Source organism: Micromonospora sp. CNZ322, assembly GCF_007827755.1.
Genome location: NZ_VITD01000002.1, coordinates 139,409 through 157,035, shown reverse-complemented (window position 1 = coordinate 157,035; position 17,627 = coordinate 139,409). Strand labels below are relative to the sequence as shown.

Genomic DNA, 17,627 nt, shown 5'->3' with positions numbered 1-17,627 from the left:
GGCGGTTCTCCTTACGGCGCTGTGCTGACGACTGCTGACTGGTGGGGTGCGGGTCTCAACCGCCCGGGTTCTCCATCCGGCCGGCAACCACACCCTCGGCGATCGCCGCCGTCTCGGTGTCGGTCAACCGGCGGGTGCCCTCGGCGGTCGCGGTCATCACCACGGGGTAGATGCGGCGGGTCAGATCCGGCCCACCGGTCGCGGTGTCGTCGTCGGCGGCGTCGTAGAGCGCCTCGACCGCCAGCCGCGTCGCGTCCTCGACGGACAACCCGGCCCGGAACCGCTTCTTCAACGCGGACTTCGCGAACAGCGACCCGGACCCGATCGCGTCGTAGCCGGTCTCCTCGTACGGGCCACCGGTCACGTCGAAGCTGAAGATCCGACCGGCGCGCGCCGGGTCGGCGGCGGCCAGGTCGAACCCGGCGAAGAGCGGCACCACTGCCAACCCCTGCATGGCCGCCCCCAGATTGCCCCGGATCATCGAGGCCAACCGGTTGGCCTTACCGTCCAACGAGAGCATCGCGCCCTCGATCTTCTCGTAGTGCTCCAGCTCCACCTGGAACAGTCGCATCAGCTCGATGCCGATACCGGCGGTGCCCGCGATGCCGACCAGCGAGTACGCGTCGGCGGGGTGCACCTTCTCGATGTCGCGCTGAGCGATCAGATTGCCCATGGTGGCCCGTCGGTCGCCCGCCATCACCACACCCTCGGCGGCCGCGATGGCCACGATGGTGGTCGCGTGCGGCGCCAGGTCGGCGGCCATGCCCGGCGGCAGCGGTCGCCGACCGGGCAACATCTCGGGGGCCACCCGACTCAGAAACGTCGTGAAGGAGGACGTCCCCGCGTTGGTGAACACATCTGGAAGACGCCCGGATGGATCAAAGCCCGCTGCCACGTGGTTCCTCTCAGGTACGTGATCGCCCTGGCCAGCCTCATGGGACTGTCACGGAACTGGCCAAGACCACCGTTGCAGTTGAAGCAGAGTATCCCGCGCACCCATCCGGTGCGATGATCGTGGTCCAGATGTTGAGGGTCGGCACTGCCACAGATGGCGCAGACCCCGCCCTGCTCGGCCAGGAGCTCCTGAAACTCCTTCTCCCCGATGCCGTACCGCCGCCGCAGGTGGTACTCGCGAAATCCGCCGTGCAGGCGAAGCTTGCTCTCCTTGCCCTTCGCGTTGTGGCAGGGCTTGCAGTATCGGCCGTAACCTCCACGGCCGGAGCGGTTCCGCGGAAAGTCATCGAGGGGCTTGGTGGCACCGCAGTCGGGGCATCGCCGGTGGCCCGCTGGTACCAGCGGCAGTTGACGCACGTCCCTACCCTGCTGCTCCTTCAGGCGCTTGGCGTAGCTCGCCTTCGACCGAATGTTGAAGCAGGGCTTGCAGTAGCTGCCGCGACCGTCCGGTCGTCTGCTGTTTGCGCAAAATTGATCAAGGGGCAGCCACTCGCCGCAGTCGCGGCAGCGGCGGTGGCCATCCCGGTCATCCAGAGGAAGAGGCATGTCCGCTTTAGGCGATTACGCCCTATTCGCCCCCTTTTTGAACATAGCCTCTCACAAATTCCTCTGCGTTCTCTTCCAGGACGGAGTCGATCTCGTCGAGGAGGTCGTCGACGTCCTCGGTGATCTCGGCGTGCCGCTCGGCCACCTCGGGGTTGGCCTCGGTGGTGACGTCCTCGATTTCCTCGCCCTGACGGGACTTGCCGGACTGCGACTGGCCGCCGCTGTCATGAGTGGCCATGGCTGTCTCCTCCACGATCGTCTGGGATGAAATCTACCCCGCGCAGGCGACAGAAAGCCCTCACGTCCGCCGTGTTCGGGTCGGGGGCCTTCGATTGCGCCGAAGCGGTCAGCCCCGAGGAGCCGACGCGTCGGCCGGGGCCGGGGCCGAGACCGGCACCGGGACCCGCTCCGGCTCACGCTGCCCCTCCCCCGACGCCTCCACCGGTGGTGCCTCGCGCCGCAGGCGGGGCGTCCAGTCCTTGAACCGCAGCGCCTGCTTCTCCACCAGATGCCAGGACAGGAACGCCAGGACGACTGTGAAGACCATGACCACCGCGAAGTAGCCGACGAACCCCCAGGCAGCCGCCCCCAGCCAGGCCAGCATCTGCTGCACGACGAAGGAGTAGATGTAAATGCCGTACGAGTAGTCGTTCTTCTGGCCCACGCGGTGCAGCAGCCGTGGCAACCGGACCGCGAGGTAGAGGATGGCGTACTCGTAGGTGAGCAACGCCGGGCCGAACAGGTGGCCCTCCAGGGTCTGCCAGCCGGTCACCACGATGGCGAGCACGCCAAGGACGTCGCTGATGGGCAGCTTGTCGCTGTACAGGTCCGCCACGGCGCCCACCAGGAACATGAAGCCGAACCGCAGGAACCAGATCTTGCTGAGCGCGCCGAGCAGCGGCAGCGTGCCGACGGAGCCGCTGGTGAAGTACGTCGACCCGCCGAAGCGCAGCGCCTCGTACTGGTTCCAGAGCAGCAGACCGAACACGAGAACGGCGGCCGCGAGCACCAGCCAGCGGGCACGGCGCAGCACCGCCACCACGGCCAGCGAAGCCACGATCAGGTAGCAGAAGATCTCGTAACTGAGCGTCCAGAGTGAGCCGTCGAGGACGCTCTTACGCACCAGGTCGCCGTACGGCGTGTCCCGGAAGACGTCGACGATCCCCTGCTGACGGTAGCCACCCCACCAGTTCGCCTGCAGGAAGTTGACCACGCCGGCCGGGTGCCGCCACAGGCCGTCCAGATTGCCCCGATCGGCGTACCAGACGATCGGGGCCACCACGAAGCCGATGAACAGCAGACACACCCAGAGGCCCGGCCAGATCCGCAGGGCCCGGTGCCACAGGTAGCGGGGCAGGCTGGCCCGCCGGGCGCTGCGGGTGATCAGGAAGCCGGAGATGCCGAAGAAGCCAGCCACCCCCAGACCGGCCACGTCGACAACCTCGGTCAACGGTCGGGCATACCCGATCACCGCGGTGTGCGCGAGGACGACCGCTACGGCAAAGCAGAGCCGCAGGAAGCCGAAACTGTTGGCACGCCCGGCGTACGCGTTCGACAGCGGTACGGCGGTCATCGCACGCAGGCCAACCTGCCGGGCAGAGGGGAGCATCGCATCACCGTGTGGGTCGACGGATCGGGGGACGGCCTAGCATGCCACAGAGCGATCGCCGGTGGAGGCACCGGAGCTCAGCCCCCGGTCAACGTCTCCAACAGGTCCTTGGCGCTGGCACAGCGGTCGAACAACGCCCCGACGTGTGCACGGGTGCCCCGCTCCGGCTCCATCATCGGAACCCGGACCAACGACTCCCGGCCCACGTCGAAGATCACCGAGTCCCAGCTCGCGGCAACGACCTCGGAGGCGTACTGGGCGAGGCAGCGACCGCGGAAGTAGGCCCGGGTGTCCTCCGGCGGCTCGGTCATCGCGCTGCGCGTCTCGTCGTCGGTGAGCAGCGTCTTCATCGCCCCCCGGCTGACCAGGCGGTGGTAGAGGCCCTTCTCCGGCCGGACGTCGGAATATTGAAGGTCGACGAGCTGGAGCTTGTGCGAACCCCAGCCGAGCTTCTCCCGCTCCCGGTAGCCCTCCAGCAGCCGCAGCTTTGCCACCCAGTCCAACTCGTCGGCGCAGAGCATCGGATCCCGGCCCAGCCGGTCCAGGACGCTCTCCCAGCGGTCGAGCACGTCGATGGTCTGCTCGTCGGCGTCGGTGCCGTACCGGTCGTCGACAAAGGACCGGACCCGCTCCAGGTACGCCCACTGCAGGTCGAGGGCGGTGAGCCGACGGCCGTCGCGCAGTCGCATGCGGTGCGTCAGAGCCGGGTCATGGCTGACGGCGCGCAGCTCGCTGACCGGGTCGGCGATGCCGAGGTCGGCGCCAAGGGCCTTCTCCTCGATCATGGTGAGGATCAGCGCGGTGGTGCCGACCTTGAGGTAGGTGGAGATCTCGGAGAGGTTGGCGTCGCCGATGATGACGTGCAGCCGGCGGTACTTGTCGGCGTCGGCGTGCGGCTCGTCGCGGGTGTTGATGATCGGCCGCTTGAGGGTGGTCTCCAGGCCCACCTCGACCTCGAAGAAGTCGGCACGCTGGGAGATCTGGAAGCCGCTCTGGCCGCCGTCCTGGCCGATGCCGACCCGGCCGGCGCCGCAGACGATCTGCCGGGTGACGAAGAACGGCGTCAGGTACGCCACGATGTCGGCGAACGGCGTCTGCCGGCGCATCAGGTAGTTCTCGTGGGCGCCGTAGCTGGCGCCCTTGTTGTCGGTGTTGTTCTTGTAGAGGTGGATCGGCTGGGTGCCCGGGATGGTGGCGGCCCGGCGGGACGCCTCGGCCATCACCCGCTCGCCGGCCTTGTCCCAGCGCACGATGTCCCTGGGGGTGGTGACCTCGGGGGTGGAGTATTCGGGGTGGGCGTGGTCCACGTAGAGCCGTGCGCCGTTGGTGAGTATCACGTTGGCCAGGCCGAGGTCTTCGTCCGCGAGGGCCTCGGCGGGGTCGTACGCGGCGCCGGAGTAGGTGAAGCCGCGGGCGTCGCGCAGCGGCGACTCTTCCTCGTAGTCCCACCGGGCGCGGCCGCCCCGGTTGAGTTCGGGGCGTGCCCCATAGGCGTTGACCACCTGCGACGAGGTGACCATCGGGTTGGCTCCGGCCTGCCCGGGCACGGAGATGCCGTATTCGACCTCGGTGCCCATGATCCGTCTTACGCTCATCGACCTACCCGCTTCGCTCGCCCGACCCGGTCCCCCGTCAGGTCGAGCGTAGTCCGCCCTGAGCACCTGCACTCTGCAGGTGAGTGCCGGCGGGGCGGAACAGTTCGGTGGATTCGGTGTCGGAACGCTCAATGGTCGGCGTCGGGTCGTCGCTCGGCGTGGAGCGCGTGGTCCAGACGAGCCACCCGAACAGCACCAGGCCGAGGCTGGCGCTCAGCAGCGGGATCACCGAGCCGACCACCGGGTGCCAGTCGCCGGCGAGGGGGTTGAGACTGCTCAACCCGATGTTCGCGGGCAGGCCGTTCTGCCAGCGAACCATCGTGTACGCCAGGCAGAAGAGCTGGATCGGCAGGAGGAGCAGCACGGCGAGTCGGGTGAACGAGCGTGCCCGGGCGATCTCGAAGCCGCGTTGTTCGGCGATCCACGCGGCGTAGAGCAGGACGCCGACCAGCATGGGCAGCATGTAGCGGCCCTGGGTGACGAAGCCGCTCTCGTTGACCAGGGCGATCTGCATGAGGGAGGGGACCGCCACGCCGCCGCCGAGCAGCACGAGCAGCCGCCACCGGTCGAGTGTGCTGCCCCAGACGACACCGATGAGCAGCAGCGCGCCGGCGACGAGCTGCCAGATCAGGTACGGCGGGGCGGGCATTCGGGTGTCCAGCCAGGAGGTGACCCCGACGATCTGGTCGAGGTATCCCCGCCACCGGTCGGCCTCGCGCAGCGCCGCCTGCCCGTAGGTGAGCCGGTCGGCGGAGTAGTTGCCGAGGTCGGAGGTCTGTTGGCGGACGGACCAGGCGAGCACGACGAGGGTGGCCAGGACGATGCCGCCCGCCCAGAGCTGCGCGGCCCGGTCCCGTAGCAGGCCGAGGAGGTTGCTGCGGCGCAGTGGGAAGGCGAACGCGATGAAGGCGGTGGCCAGCCAGAGCGGGCCGGTCTGGCGCAGCACCGCCAGGAGCAGCGCGCTGATCCCGACGAGGACGATGAGGCCGCGCCGTGGGCCGGGTGGGCCGAGCAGCAGGGGGATGACCGCGCTGAAGAAGGCGATGCCGGCGGCGATCTCCAGGCCGTTCGGGTTGACCGCGCTGGCCATGTGCACGGCCATCGGGGTGGTGACGACGACCAGGGCGCCCATCATGAGGCCGCGGCGGGAGCGGTTGCGGATCACGACGTACGCGCAGGCGAGCAGCGCGGCGCAACACAGGGCGCTGATCATGCGGGCGAGCAGGACGCCGGACCAGCCGGGCCAGAGCACCGTCGGCGCGCCGACAAGGGCGTAGTAGGCGGGGAAGTAACGGCCGGCCCCGGTGCCGGCCCGGGTTGGCGTGTCGTCGCTGCCGGGCGGCTGGGCGCAGGCCGCCGAGACTTCCTTCTTGAACTGCCAGCACTGCTCGCGGACGAGACCACCGGGGACGGTCTGGAAGGCTCCGGTGCCCTTCTTCGCGGCGGCCGGCGGGGGTGCGATCTGCCCGGCGGCGACGCCGGCCGCCCGGACGATGTGCTCGCGCTCGTCCGGGGTGCCGTCGTAGGGGGCGGCCATCGACCAGGCGAAGATGATCAGGAAGAACGCGGCGAAGGCGAGGGCCCAGTGTCGTCGGGCGGTGCTCGTGGTGGCTGCCGGGCTTGCGCCGGCGGCCGGCGGCGTCACTCTTCCGGGATCAGGCACGTCAACCTCGCGGCTCGCGCGGGCAGGCCCCGCTGGGTGGATGGACAGACGATAGACTCCCTCGTCGTCCTCACCGCTCCGGGTCCCCCCTTGGAGAACTCTTTGCTGTCACCTGTTGCCGATTCCGTCCGCCACCTGTCCCGACACAGTGCTGTGCGGTTCCTGGTTGTCGGTGGTCTGAGCGTTGCCGTGGACACGGGATCACTCTTCGTGTACCACGGAGTTCTCCGGATTGTCCTGCCCGTTGCGGCCGCCATGTCGTTCCTGACCTCGTTCTGGGTCAACTTCGGGCTGAACCGGGCGTGGTCGTTCGGCTCGTCCGCCCAGATGGTGCCGCAGGTGGGGCGCTACTTCGCGCTGGTCCTCGCCAACCTGACCGCCAACGTGGTGCTGGTGTCCGCGTTGACCTGGGCGGGCGTGCCGTACCTGCTGGCGAAGCTGCTGGTGACGGCATCGTTGTCGGCGGCGAACTACGTGGTGTCGAAGCGGTGGATCTTCGCGGCCTGACCGACGCACTGACATACCCGCAGCGAGGGTGCCCACCGTCCGGTGGGCACCCTCGCTGTTGGGGTCAGAGGTACTGGCCGGTGTTGCTGGCGGTCTCGATGGACCGGCCGGCTTCGGCGCCCTTGCCGCCGGAGACGAGCGTGCGGATGTAGACGATCCGCTCACCCTTCTTGCCGGAGATGCGCGCCCAGTCGTCGGGGTTGGTGGTGTTGGGGAGATCTTCGTTCTCGCGGAACTCGTCGACGCAGGCGTCGAGCAGGTGCTGCAGGCGCAGCCCCTTGCGACCCGAGGTGAGGAACTCCTTGATGGCCATCTTCTTGCTCCGGTCGACGATGTTCTGGATCATCGCGCCGGAGTTGAAGTCCTTGAAGTAGAGGACTTCCTTGTCACCGTTGGCGTAGGTGACCTCGAGGAATCGGTTCTCCTCGGTTTCCGAGTACATCCGCAGCACCACGGCGTCGATCATCGCCGCGACGGTGGCCTGGGGGTCGGTGCCGTGTTCGGCCAGGTCGTCCGGGTGCAGGGGCAGCCCGGAGAGGATGTACTTGGAGAAGATGTCCTTGGCCGCCTCAGCGTCCGGTCGCTCGATCTTGATCTTCACGTCGAGGCGACCGGGGCGCAGGATCGCCGGGTCGATCATGTCTTCCCGGTTGGAGGCGCCGATGACGATGACGTTCTCCAGCCCCTCCACGCCGTCGATCTCGCTGAGCAGCTGCGGAACGATGGTGTTCTCCACGTCGGAGGAGACACCGGAGCCGCGGGTCCGGAAGATCGAGTCCATCTCGTCGAAGAACACGATCACCGGCGTGCCCTCGCCGGCCTTCTCCCGGGCGCGCTGGAAGATCAGCCGGATGTGCCGCTCGGTCTCACCGACGTACTTGTTGAGCAGCTCCGGGCCCTTGATGTTCAGGAAGAAGCTGGTGTGCTTCTCCTTGCCCTGCCGCTCGGCGATCTTCTTGGCCAGCGAGTTGGCCACCGCCTTGGCGATGAGCGTCTTGCCACAGCCGGGTGGACCGTAGAGCAGGATGCCCTTGGGTGGGCGGAGCTGGTGCTCACGGAACAGGTCCGCGTGCAGGAACGGCAACTCCACCGCGTCGCGGATCTGCTCGATCTGCGACTGGAGGCCACCGATGTCGCCGTAGTCGACGTCGGGCACCTCCTCCAGGACCAGCTCCTCGACCTCGCTCTTCGGGATCCGCTCGTACGCGTACGCCGAGCGGGGCTCGATCATGAGCGAGTCGCCGGCCCGGATCGCCGAGCCGATGAGCGTCTCGGCGAGGTGCACGATGCGCTCCTCGTCGGAGTGGGAGACCACCAGCGCCCGGTCGCCCGGCCCGCCGTTCGGTCCCTCCAGGATCTCCTTGAGCATCACCACTTCGCCAACCCGCTCGTAACCGAACGCGTCGACGATGTTGAGCGCGTCGTTGAGCAGGACCTCCTGGCCGCGCCGCAGGTCACCCACGTCGAGCGAGGGCGAGACCGCGACCCGCAGTTTGCGGCCACCGGTGAAGACGTCCACCGTGCCGTCCTCGTGCTTGGCCAGGAAGACTCCGTAACCGCTCGGCGGTTGCGCGAGCCGGTCGATCTCTTCCTTGAGCGTCACGATCTGCGTGCGAGCTTCCTTGAGGGTGCTCACCAGCCGGTCGTTGTTTTCTGTCAGCCGCGCCAACTGTGCCTGGGTGGCCGCCAGCCGCTCTTCGAGCTGCCGGACGTGTCGGGGGCTTTCGGTCAACTTGCGCCGCACCAGGGCGAGTTCCTCTTGCAGGAACGCGACCTGCGTGGAGAGATCGTGGGCTTCCTTCTCCCACCGTGCGGCGCGCGAGTCCGCGTCGTCGCTACGTGCTGCCACGTCCCACCTCCCCGGGGGGCTTGAACGTTCTGCCCTAACACTAGCCGCTATGAGGCCGATTCGGTCCCACGCAACACCCTCGTCACCGAACCTTGATCGCCAAGGGTGGCCTGACGGGCCGTTACCGGCGTTCGGGTACCGTCGGAGCGTGGCACGGGAGAACATGGGGGGTGCACAGGTGGCCGAGGTCGCGACCGACGAACTGCAGGTCTGGGTCGACCAGGACCTCTGCACGGGCGACGGGCTCTGCGTGCAGTACGCGCCGGAGGTGTTCGAGTTCGACATCGACGGTCTGGCCTACGTCAAGGGCGTCGACGGTGAGCTGCGGATGGCACCGGGCAGCCGGGTCGACGTCCCCGCGCACCTGCGACTCGAGGTGATTGACTCCGCGAAGGAGTGCCCGGGCGACTGCATCCACGTGGTGCGCGGCGACGGCGTCGAGGTCGCCGGCCCGGACGCCGAGGAAGACTGACCCACCGGCCGGGCCGCGAAGGCCCGGCCGGGCCCGGTTCGGGGTACGCCTCAGAGCATCGGACGGCCGACGACCGAGGCGACCAACCGCGCGAACTCCTCCAACCGGGCGATCTGCCCGGCCCCGCCGTCGTCGAGGGTCTTGCCGAAGCGCAACGCGTCGTGCCGGGGTGTGCCGGCCATCTCCTCGCTCGGCGGCGCCTCGTCCAACGAGGTGAGCAGCAGGTAGACGTCGATGCTGTCGACCCGGATCTCGCCGCTCTCGGCACGGTTGAGCCGCCGCCGGCAGCCCACCTCGGTGACGGTGGAGACCGGCACCACCCGCAGCGACGAGGTCATCGAGCCCGGCGGGCCCTCCTCCGGCGGTACGTCCTCGCCGTGCCAGAGGATGAGCCGGCTGCCGTCGCAGACCACGACCTCCTGCCACACCCCGTTGACCTCGTTGACGAAGCGTTCCAGGGTGAAGCCGAGCACCGACGCGCCGCGCAGCACGCCGCCGAGCGCCTCCAGGGCGACGTCCGGGTCACGCAGGTAGGCCCGCGCCGCCGACTCCAGGTCCTGGTAGGGCGACCAGTCGGGAAAGACCGCGGGGAGGTCTCCACCGCCGTAGCCCGGTCGGCTCATGCCAGCGTCTCCCCCTGCTCGGCGCTGCCGACACCCAGCTCGATGGTCACGGCCTGTCCATCTCCCCCGCACCGTTGGGTTGCGCGCCTGCGGCCTGCGCGGCGGCGGCCTGTCGGGCCGCCTCCGCCTCGCGCAGGTCCTGGCGGCGCTGCGCGTACGCCTCGGTGCCCTTGCTGGGCTTGCGCCGGCGCGGCGGCGCGGTGACCCCCGGGGCCAGTTTGCGCGCGGACACCAGGAAGGCGGTGTGCGCGATCATCCGGTGGTCCGGACGGACGGCGAGGCCCTCGGCGTGCCAGTCGCGCACCAGGGACTCCCAGGCCCGCGGCTCGGTCCAGCCGCCGCGCTCGCGCAGCGCCTCCACCAGCTCGGAGAGCTGCGGTGTGGTGGCGACGTAGCCGATGAACACCCCACCGGGCACCAGCGCCCGCTCGACCATGTCGAGGGTCTCCCAGGGGGTCAGCATGTCCAGGATGATCCGGTCGAAGCCGGTCTCCCGGCACTGCGCGACGTCGCCGACGTGCAGGTTCCACGAGGGGTGCGGCCCGTTGAAGAACGCCTCGACGTTGCGCTTGGCGATCTGGGCGAAGTCGTCGCGCAGTTCGAACGAGTGCAGCTCGCCCTCGGTGCCGACGGCTCGCAGCAGGGAGCAGCTCAGCGCGCCGGAGCCGGCGCCGGCCTCGAGGACCTTCGCGCCGGGGAAGATGTCGCCCATCGCCACGATCTGCGCCGAGTCCTTGGGGTAGATCACCTGGGCGCCGCGCGGCATGGACAGCACGTAGTCCGACAGGAGCGGCCGCAGGGCCAGGAACGCGGTGCCGCCGCCGGCGGTGGTCACCACGCTGCCGTCGGGGAGCCCGATCAGCGCGTCGTGCGCCAGGATGCCGCGGTGGGTGTGGAACTCCTTGCCGGGCTCCAGCGTCACGGTGTGCATCCGCCCCTTGGGGTCGGTCAGCTGGACCCGGTCGCCGGGCCGGAACGGCCCGCGGTGCACGGGTGTCAGCGCCGGGTTGGCGGGGTCGGCGGCGACGGTGGAGGGAGTTGCGGTCACGGTGTCATCTTCCGGTTGGGTTCGAGGAGCTGTGCCAGGTCCGCGATGTGCAGAATGCCGACGACATCTTCGCCTGACGTCACCACGTACTGTGCGCCCGGGTGGGTCTGTACGGCCTCCATCACCCGCTCGCCGTCCCACCCGACCGACAACGTGGGAAGGGTGCCCAGCGACCGGGCTACGGCGTCGACCGCCAGCCACGGTCGGCGCTCGAGGGGCACCGCGTCGGCGGCCGCCGGGTCGACCAGCGCCACCGGTCGACCGGTGGAGTCGGTGACCAGCAGCGCGGCGTCGGGCTGCCCGCTCTCGGCGCGTCGGCGCTGGGCCTCGGCCAGCGGCGTGCCGGTGGCCACCGGCCAGACCGGCCGGGCCAGCCGGGCGAGGTCGATCAGCGGGAACCGGCGGCTGACCCGGGCGGCCCGGATCGACTGCCCGGCGCCACGCCAGAGGGTGACGGCGACCAGCAGCATCAGCGGCAGCGCCAGCGGCGCCAGCCGCCGCTCGACGGTGAGCAGCAGGACCAGGGCCGCGGTGCCGACGGCGACGACCCGGCCGGCCCACCCGGCGACCTCGGTGCCGAGGTGCCGGTCGCGGGTCAGCCCCCACACTGCGGCACGCAGCGCCCGGCCGCCGTCGAGCGGCAGCCCGGGCAGGCTGTTGAACAGCGCCACGATGACGTTGCTGACCGCGAGCTGGAAGGCGAGCTGGTGCGCCACGGTCCCCTCGGGCAGGGCGAGCGTGGCGGTGACCGCCAGGACGCCGAGCACCGCGGAGACCGCCGGGCCGGCCAGCGAGACCAGCAGGTCGACGCGGGGCGACGGGGCGTCCCGGTCCATCTCGGTGTAACCGCCGAGCAGCTCCAGGGTGATCCCGCGCACACCGATGCCGTACCGCCGGGCGGTGAGGGCGTGGCCCAGCTCGTGCAGCAGCACCGAGCCGAGCAGCGACACGACGAACCCGAAGCCGATCAGGTAGCCGCTGAGCTGCGGCAGGTCCAGTTGCCGGCGGGCGAACTCGCCGTACAGCACCGCGATGAGCACCGCGAGCAGGACCATGGAGCCGTTGAGGTGCAGCGGCACCCCGAACACCTTGCCGACGTTCAGGCCGAGGCGTCGGTCCGGTCGGCGCGGCGGCCTGGTTGTCTGCTCCATCGCCACGATGCTACGGACCGTCGCTGTGTGGGGCGGGCGGCGGTCGGTGTCACACCGGTGCCCTAACCTTTGCCGACATGACGGCGGAATCGGTCACCACCTCCCAGCCCTCCCCCGCGGCGCAGACGCCGCCGACGGTGCGGGCCTCGCTGTCCCCGTCGCGGGCGGCGGATTTCAAGACCTGCCCGCTGCTCTACCGGTTCCGCAGCATCGACCGGCTGCCCGAGCGCACCACCATCGAGCAGGCCCGGGGCACGTTGGTGCACGCGGTGCTGGAGCGCCTGTTCGACCTGCCGGCCACCGGCCGCACGCCGGAGGCGGCCGGTGACCTGGTGGCCCCCCAGTGGGACCGGCTGGTCACCGAGCAGCCGGAGCTGGCCGGGATCTTCGACGGCGCCGAGCCGGCCGGCCCGGTGGAGTTCCTCCGCTCCGCCGCCGGGCTGTTGCAGGGTTACTTCGCGGTGGAGGATCCGACCCGGCTGGAGCCGGCCGAACGCGAGAGCCTGATCTCCGCGGTCGTCGACGAGGAGCTGCTGATCCGGGGCTACCTCGACCGGCTCGACGTCGCTCCGGACGGCGCGCTGCGGGTGGTCGACTACAAGACCGGCGGCGCTCCACGGGAGGCGTTCGAGGCGCGGGCGCTGTTCCAGCTGAAGTTCTACGCCCTGGTGCTGTGGCGCACCCGGGGGGTGGTGCCCCGCGTGCTGCGGCTGCTCTACCTGCGCGACGCCGAGGTGTTGGACTACACCCCCGATGCCGACGAGCTGGTCCGCTTCGAGCGCACAGTGGTGGCGCTGTGGCGCGCGATCGAGCAGGCCACCGCCCGACAGGATTTCCGGCCCCGGCCGAGCCGGCTCTGCGACTGGTGCAGCCACCAGGCGCTCTGTCCCAGCTTCGGCGGCACCCCGCCACCGTTCCCGGTCGCCGCGGCGAGCGCCGACCCGCTGCGCGACTCCCGGTCTACCCCGGTGGCGCCGGGCGCCGACGAGTGACGGCCTCCTGAGCGACGCGTACGCCCGGCGCGGCGATTCAGGCCGGCGGGATCGCCTGCCGCACGCCGATGCCGAAGACCCGACCGCAGCGGTGCCGCCTCGGTCGGGACAGGGCGACCGGCCGGCCTCTACGGTGATCCGCGACGCATCGGCTCCGGTACGCGAGGATGACCGGTGCGCGCGCCACGACGTCGGCGGGACGGGAGACGAGATGAGCGATCAGGCGCCCTCGGCGCGGCCGGTGCGGATCCTGCTCGCCGACGACCAGCCGCTGCTGCGGACCGGGTTCCGGATGGTGCTGGGCGCCGAGAGCGACCTGGACGTGGTGGCGGAGGCCGGTGACGGCATGGAGGCGGTGGAGTTGTCCCGCCGGCTGCTGCCCGACGTCGTACTGATGGACATCCGGATGCCTCGGATGGACGGGGTGGCGGCGACCCGGGCCATCGTCGACGCCCGACTGCCGGTACGGGTGCTGGTGCTCACCACCTTCGACCTGGACGAGTACGTGGTGGGCGCGTTGCGGGCCGGCGCCAGCGGGTTCCTGGCCAAGGACGTGCCGGCCGAGGATCTGATCGCGGCGATCCGCACTGTCGCCGGCGGGGACGCGGTGGTGGCACCTCGGATCCTGCGGCGGCTGCTGGACCGCTTCGCCGAACTGCTGCCCGACCCGGCGGCGACGCCGTCGGCGGCGCTCAACGCGCTCACCGACCGGGAGCGCGAGGTACTCGTGCAGGTTGCCCGGGGGCTGTCCAATGCCGAGATCGCGACGGTCCTGTCGGTGAGCGAAACCACAATCAAGACGCACGTCGGGCATGTGCTGACCAAGCTGCGGCTGCGCGACCGGGTGCAGGCGGTGGTGCTGGCGTACGAGTCGGGTCTGGTCCGCCCCCGGGCGTAGTCGGACCGGCCCGGGTACCTCACCCGGCGTACTCGAAGATCCCTCCGTGGGGGGACGGCTGCCGTTGCCGTCGTCACCTACCGTGACCGGAGATGGCCCGGTTCGGTTGACCCTCCTGTGGCGTCAGGTGCAAGTGTCGGTGCGGCCGCCCGCCGCCGTGGGGAAAAACGGTCGACCGGCCGTCGACTCAGGGGCAACCCTGATCCGACATGGGGGTGCACCCGCAGCGGGAAATCCGCGCCGGGTCCCCCCTGGGTCGGACGGGGTGGGCGTACCCAGCACCGATGATTGAACAGTCGCGCCGGACCATCGGGGGGCGGCGTGCATTTTCGGACAGACGGAAGAGGTAGATGACGTGACCGCGACGGTAGGCCAGCAGGCGCAGGCCGCGGCCCGGGCGAACGACGTGTGGAAGGTGTACGGCAGCGGCGAGGCTCAGGTCGTCGCGCTGCGGGGGGTCAGCGCGGAGTTCGAACGTGGCCGCTTCACCGCGATCATGGGCCCGTCGGGTTCCGGTAAGTCGACGCTGATGCACTGCCTGGCCGGCCTGGACTCGGTGACCCGGGGGACGGTGTCGATCGGTGAGACGACGGTCACGGGGCTGGGCGACGCGGGGCTGACGAAGCTGCGGCGCGACAAGGTGGGCTTCATCTTCCAGCAGTTCAACCTGCTGCCGACGTTGACGGCCAAGGAGAACATCCTGCTGCCGCTGTCGATCGCCGGGCGCAAGCCGGACCCGGCCTGGTACGACACGGTGATCGAGACGGTGGGTCTGAAGGACCGGCTGGACCACCGGCCGGCGCAGCTCTCCGGTGGGCAGCAGCAGCGGGTGGCGTGTGCCCGGGCGCTGGTCTCCCGCCCCGAGGTGATCTTCGCGGACGAGCCGACCGGCAACCTGGACTCGCGGTCCGGCGCGGAGGTGCTCAACTTCCTGCGTAACTCGGTGCGGGAGCACGGCCAGACCATCGTGATGGTCACTCACGACCCGACGGCCGCCGCGTACGCCGACCGGGTGGTCTTCCTCGCCGACGGCGAGATCGTCTCGGAGCTGATCGAGCCGACCGCCGAGACGGTGCTGGACACCATGAAGAAGCTGGACACTCCGGCCGAGGTGGGCAACTGATGTTCCGCGCGACGCTGAAGAGTCTGCTGGCCCGTAAGGTCCGGCTGATCCTGTCCGGCCTGGCGGTGGTGCTCGGGGTGATGTTCGTCTCCGGCGCGTTCGTGCTCACCGACACGCTGGGTCGCTCCTTCGACTCCGTCTTTGCCGACGGTTTCTCCGAGATCGACGTGAACGTCGCGGCGAAGCCGAAGGTGCAGGTCAACGAGATGGAGGGCGAGCAGACCGTCGCCCCGCTGCCGGCCGCCCTGGTGGAGCGGGTGAAGCAGGTGCCGGGGGCGGCTTCGGCGACCGGTGTGGTCAACGCCGACGGCGCCCGGGTGATCGGCAGCAACGGCAAGGTCGTCACGTCGTTCGGCCCGCCGCAGTTGGGCGAGAACTGGACCGGCGAGAGCGAGCTGCTGAAGCTGCGTGAGGGGCGCGCGCCGCAGGCCGAGGACGAGATCGTCATCAACAAGGCGTTGGCCACGGCCGCGAAGGTGCAGGTCGGCCAGAAGGTCGGCGTGCTGACCGCGTTCGAGTCGAAGAAGCGGGATTTCACACTGGTCGGCGTCTTCGGGTACAGCGGTGACCGGGACTCGATCGGCGGGGTCAACGAGGTCTTCTTCACGACGCCGGTGGCGCAGCGGCTGATGCTGGGCGAGCCGGACGTGTTCAGCAGCATCACCGTGCAGGCCGCCGACGGGGTCTCGGACGAGAAGCTGCGCGACGACGTGGCGCGCACCCTGGGCGCGGACTTCGAGGTGAAGACCGGCGAGCAGGTGGCCGCGGACGCCTCGGCCAGCCTGAAGGAGGGCCTGTCCTTCTTCAACAAGATCCTGCTCGGCTTCGCCGCGGTGGCGCTGCTGGTGGGCACCTTCCTGATCCTCAACACCTTCTCGATCATCGTGGCGCAGCGGACCCGGGAGTTGGCGCTGATGCGCGCCATCGGGGCCAGCGGCCGGCAGATCATCGGTTCGGTGGTGCTGGAGGCCATCGCGGTGGGGTTGATCGCGTCGGTGCTCGGCCTCGCCGCCGGTATCGGGGTGGGCGCGCTGCTGGCGTACCTGTTCGGCAAGCTCGCCGGTGGGCTCACCCTGGCCGGCATCGGCGTGCCGGCGGCTGCGGTGATCGGTTCGTTCGCCGTCGGTCTGGTGATCACCGTGGTGGCGGCGCTGCTGCCGGCGCTGCGGGCGTCCCGGATCCCGCCGATCGCGGCCATGCAGGACGTGGCCACCCCGGACCGGCCGTTGACCAAGATCACCGTGGCCGGGTCGCTGGTCACCGGTATCGGCGCGGTGCTGCTGTTCCTCGGGCTCAGCGGCAACGCCGGCGGTCAGACGCTGTCGACCATCCTCGGTGGGGTGCTGTTCGCCTTCATCGGGGTGGCGCTGCTGACCCCGCTGATCAGCCGGCCGGTGGTGAGCCTGCTCGGGGCGATCTTCTCCTGGTCGGTGCCGGGCAAGCTGGGCCGGCTCAACTCGGGGCGCAACCCCCGTCGTACGGCCATCACGGCCGCCGCGCTGATGGTCGGCATCGCACTGGTCACCGGCGTCACGGTCATCCTCGACTCGGCCAAGGGCAGCATCAGCGCGCTCGCCCAGGACACCATCAAGGCCGAGCTGGTGATCGCCGGTCAGCAGGGCGGCCCGCGTCCGCCGACCTTCGACCCGGGTGTGCTGGACCAGGCCAAGGCCCTGCCCGGTGTGCGGTTGGTCGACGGCGAGTACGGCGACATGGCGCGGATCGACGGCGAGGGCACCTGGGTCGCGGCGAGCAGCGACATCGCGTCGCTGCGGCAGATCTTCGGCGCGAAGCCGACCGCCGGTGACATCGACCGGCTCGGGCCGACCCAGATGCTCGCCAGCTCGGACACGGCCACGTCCCGTGGCTGGTCGGTGGGCTCCACTGTCAACGTGCAGCTGACCCGGGGCGAGGCACGCACCTACACGATCAGCGGCATCTACGAGTCGTCGCAGCTGACCAACCCGGTGACGCTGCCGGTGACCGCGGCTAAGGACTTCGCCATCCCGCAGCCCATCCAGGGCTTCATCCAGCTGGACCCGGGCACCCGGGTGTCCGACGTCCAGCCGCAGGTGGAGGCGTTGCTTGCGGACAGCCCCGAGGTGTCGGTGGCCGACCGGGACGCGTTCATCAAGCAGCAGACCAGTTCGCTCGACGGGCTGCTCACGATGATCCAGATCCTGCTCGCGTTGGCCATTGTGATCGCCGTGCTGGGCATCATCAACACCCTGGCCCTGTCGGTGCTGGAGCGGACCCGCGAGCTGGGTCTGCTGCGGGCGATCGGCCTGCGCCGGTCCCAGACCATGGGCATGATCACCGTGGAGGCGGTGGTGATCTCGGTGTTCGGCGCGCTGCTCGGCGTGGTGGTGGGCACCGGCCTCGGCGCCGCGGTGGTCGAGGCCCTCAAGGACGAGGGCATCACCGACCTGATCCTGCCGTGGGGGCAGATGGGTGTCTTCCTCGGTCTCGCCGCCATCATCGGCGTGGTGGCCGCGGTGCTCCCGGCCGTCCGGGCGGCCCGGATCAACGTCCTGGGCGCCATCGCCCACGACTGATCGGCACCGCCGAGGCCCCCGGTCGCCATCCGCGCGACCGGG

General features: G+C 70.1%; 16 protein-coding genes. 6 read left to right on the top strand and 10 right to left on the bottom strand.

Features of this window, described 5'->3' with window-relative positions; translation table 11 throughout:
- Window positions 1-55: 55 nt before the first annotated feature.
- The 6 genes from prcB to FB453_RS05720 all read right to left on the bottom strand — a co-directional run bounded on the left by prcB (window position 56) and on the right by FB453_RS05720 (window position 6,367).
- Entirely contained in the window at window positions 56-895 is an 840-nt protein-coding gene (prcB, locus tag FB453_RS05745) for a proteasome subunit beta (protein ID WP_181518379.1), read from the bottom strand.
- Window positions 814-1,500 carry an endonuclease VII domain-containing protein gene (locus FB453_RS05740; RefSeq protein WP_145788108.1) on the bottom strand — a complete coding sequence of 229 codons (687 nt, stop codon included), beginning with the start codon at window positions 1,498-1,500 and terminating at the stop codon, window positions 814-816. Before FB453_RS05740 ends, prcB begins: the two co-directional genes overlap by 82 nt.
- 22 nt (window positions 1,501-1,522) lie before the next feature.
- Window positions 1,523-1,738, bottom strand: a complete 216-nt coding sequence (locus tag FB453_RS05735) for a ubiquitin-like protein Pup (protein WP_088948111.1) — start codon at window positions 1,736-1,738, stop codon at window positions 1,523-1,525.
- 108 nt (window positions 1,739-1,846) lie between these two features.
- On the bottom strand, window positions 1,847-3,073 hold the full coding sequence (locus tag FB453_RS05730; RefSeq protein ID WP_186718076.1) for an acyltransferase family protein: 1,227 nt from the start codon (window positions 3,071-3,073) through the stop codon (window positions 1,847-1,849).
- Between the two features lie 113 nt (window positions 3,074-3,186).
- A complete protein-coding gene (dop, locus tag FB453_RS05725; RefSeq protein ID WP_112726389.1) occupies window positions 3,187-4,704 on the bottom strand; it encodes a depupylase/deamidase Dop in 1,518 nt (505 codons plus the stop codon).
- Between the two features lie 37 nt (window positions 4,705-4,741).
- Entirely contained in the window at window positions 4,742-6,367 is a 1,626-nt protein-coding gene (locus FB453_RS05720; protein WP_145788104.1) for a DUF2142 domain-containing protein, read from the bottom strand.
- On the opposite strand from FB453_RS05720, the gene FB453_RS34785 reads away from it, so the two are divergent.
- On the top strand, window positions 6,290-6,874 hold the full coding sequence (locus tag FB453_RS34785; RefSeq protein WP_486480168.1) for a GtrA family protein: 585 nt from the start codon (window positions 6,290-6,292) through the stop codon (window positions 6,872-6,874). The genes FB453_RS05720 and FB453_RS34785 overlap by 78 nt on opposite strands.
- A gap of 64 nt (window positions 6,875-6,938) precedes the next feature.
- Here FB453_RS34785 and arc read toward each other — a convergent pair whose 3' ends face one another.
- Entirely contained in the window at window positions 6,939-8,723 is a 1,785-nt protein-coding gene (arc, locus tag FB453_RS05710) for a proteasome ATPase (RefSeq protein ID WP_030332887.1), read from the bottom strand.
- A gap of 178 nt (window positions 8,724-8,901) precedes the next feature.
- Here arc and FB453_RS05705 point away from each other — a divergent pair, with 178 nt between their 5' ends.
- On the top strand, window positions 8,902-9,195 hold the full coding sequence (locus tag FB453_RS05705) for a ferredoxin (RefSeq protein WP_091408893.1): 294 nt from the start codon (window positions 8,902-8,904) through the stop codon (window positions 9,193-9,195).
- Window positions 9,196-9,245: 50 nt separating this feature from the next.
- On the opposite strand, the gene FB453_RS05700 is transcribed toward FB453_RS05705, so the two are convergent.
- The 3 genes from FB453_RS05700 to FB453_RS05690 are packed head-to-tail and all read right to left on the bottom strand — an operon-like array spanning window position 9,246 to window position 12,017.
- Window positions 9,246-9,818 (bottom strand): hypothetical protein, encoded by a 573-nt coding sequence (locus FB453_RS05700; protein ID WP_091408625.1) that lies wholly within the window; start codon window positions 9,816-9,818, stop codon window positions 9,246-9,248.
- Between the two features lie 46 nt (window positions 9,819-9,864).
- A complete protein-coding gene (locus FB453_RS05695) occupies window positions 9,865-10,866 on the bottom strand; it encodes a tRNA (adenine-N1)-methyltransferase (RefSeq protein ID WP_373861095.1) in 1,002 nt (333 codons plus the stop codon).
- A complete protein-coding gene (locus FB453_RS05690) occupies window positions 10,863-12,017 on the bottom strand; it encodes a site-2 protease family protein (RefSeq protein WP_145788101.1) in 1,155 nt (384 codons plus the stop codon). The genes FB453_RS05695 and FB453_RS05690 overlap by 4 nt, the downstream gene beginning before the upstream one ends.
- Before the next feature lie 77 nt (window positions 12,018-12,094).
- Between FB453_RS05690 and FB453_RS05685 the strand changes: the two genes are divergently transcribed.
- The 4 genes from FB453_RS05685 (at window position 12,095) to FB453_RS05670 (ending at window position 17,585) form a co-directional block, all read left to right on the top strand.
- Complete coding sequence (locus tag FB453_RS05685; protein ID WP_112587336.1) at window positions 12,095-13,009, top strand: RecB family exonuclease; 915 nt, start codon at window positions 12,095-12,097, stop codon at window positions 13,007-13,009.
- Window positions 13,010-13,220: 211 nt separating this feature from the next.
- The gene (locus FB453_RS05680; RefSeq protein ID WP_145788100.1) at window positions 13,221-13,907 is read left to right on the top strand and encodes a response regulator transcription factor; all 687 of its coding nucleotides are present in this window, start codon (window positions 13,221-13,223) and stop codon (window positions 13,905-13,907) included.
- 355 nt (window positions 13,908-14,262) lie between these two features.
- On the top strand, window positions 14,263-15,030 hold the full coding sequence (locus FB453_RS05675) for an ABC transporter ATP-binding protein (RefSeq protein WP_112587338.1): 768 nt from the start codon (window positions 14,263-14,265) through the stop codon (window positions 15,028-15,030).
- Window positions 15,030-17,585, top strand: coding sequence for an ABC transporter permease (locus tag FB453_RS05670; protein ID WP_145788098.1), 2,556 nt, complete (start codon window positions 15,030-15,032; stop codon window positions 17,583-17,585). Before FB453_RS05675 ends, FB453_RS05670 begins: the two co-directional genes overlap by 1 nt.
- The last annotated feature ends 42 nt before the right edge of the window (window positions 17,586-17,627 follow it).

What these genes read in the sequence shown, in the direction of transcription:
- FB453_RS05740 (WP_145788108.1), bottom strand. Translation starts at nt 1,500, where the DNA reads ATGCCTCTTCCTCTGGATGACCGGGATGGCCACCGCCGCTGCCGCGAC.
- FB453_RS05735 (WP_088948111.1), bottom strand. Translation starts at nt 1,738, where the DNA reads ATGGCCACTCATGACAGCGGCGGCCAGTCGCAGTCCGGCAAGTCCCGT.
- FB453_RS05730 (WP_186718076.1), bottom strand. Translation starts at nt 3,073, where the DNA reads ATGACCGCCGTACCGCTGTCGAACGCGTACGCCGGGCGTGCCAACAGT.
- dop (WP_112726389.1), bottom strand. Translation starts at nt 4,704, where the DNA reads ATGAGCGTAAGACGGATCATGGGCACCGAGGTCGAATACGGCATCTCC.
- FB453_RS05700 (WP_091408625.1), bottom strand. Translation starts at nt 9,818, where the DNA reads ATGAGCCGACCGGGCTACGGCGGTGGAGACCTCCCCGCGGTCTTTCCC.
- FB453_RS05690 (WP_145788101.1), bottom strand. Translation starts at nt 12,017, where the DNA reads ATGGAGCAGACAACCAGGCCGCCGCGCCGACCGGACCGACGCCTCGGC.
- FB453_RS05685 (WP_112587336.1), top strand. Translation starts at nt 12,095, where the DNA reads ATGACGGCGGAATCGGTCACCACCTCCCAGCCCTCCCCCGCGGCGCAG.
- FB453_RS05680 (WP_145788100.1), top strand. Translation starts at nt 13,221, where the DNA reads ATGAGCGATCAGGCGCCCTCGGCGCGGCCGGTGCGGATCCTGCTCGCC.
- FB453_RS05670 (WP_145788098.1), top strand. Translation starts at nt 15,030, where the DNA reads ATGTTCCGCGCGACGCTGAAGAGTCTGCTGGCCCGTAAGGTCCGGCTG.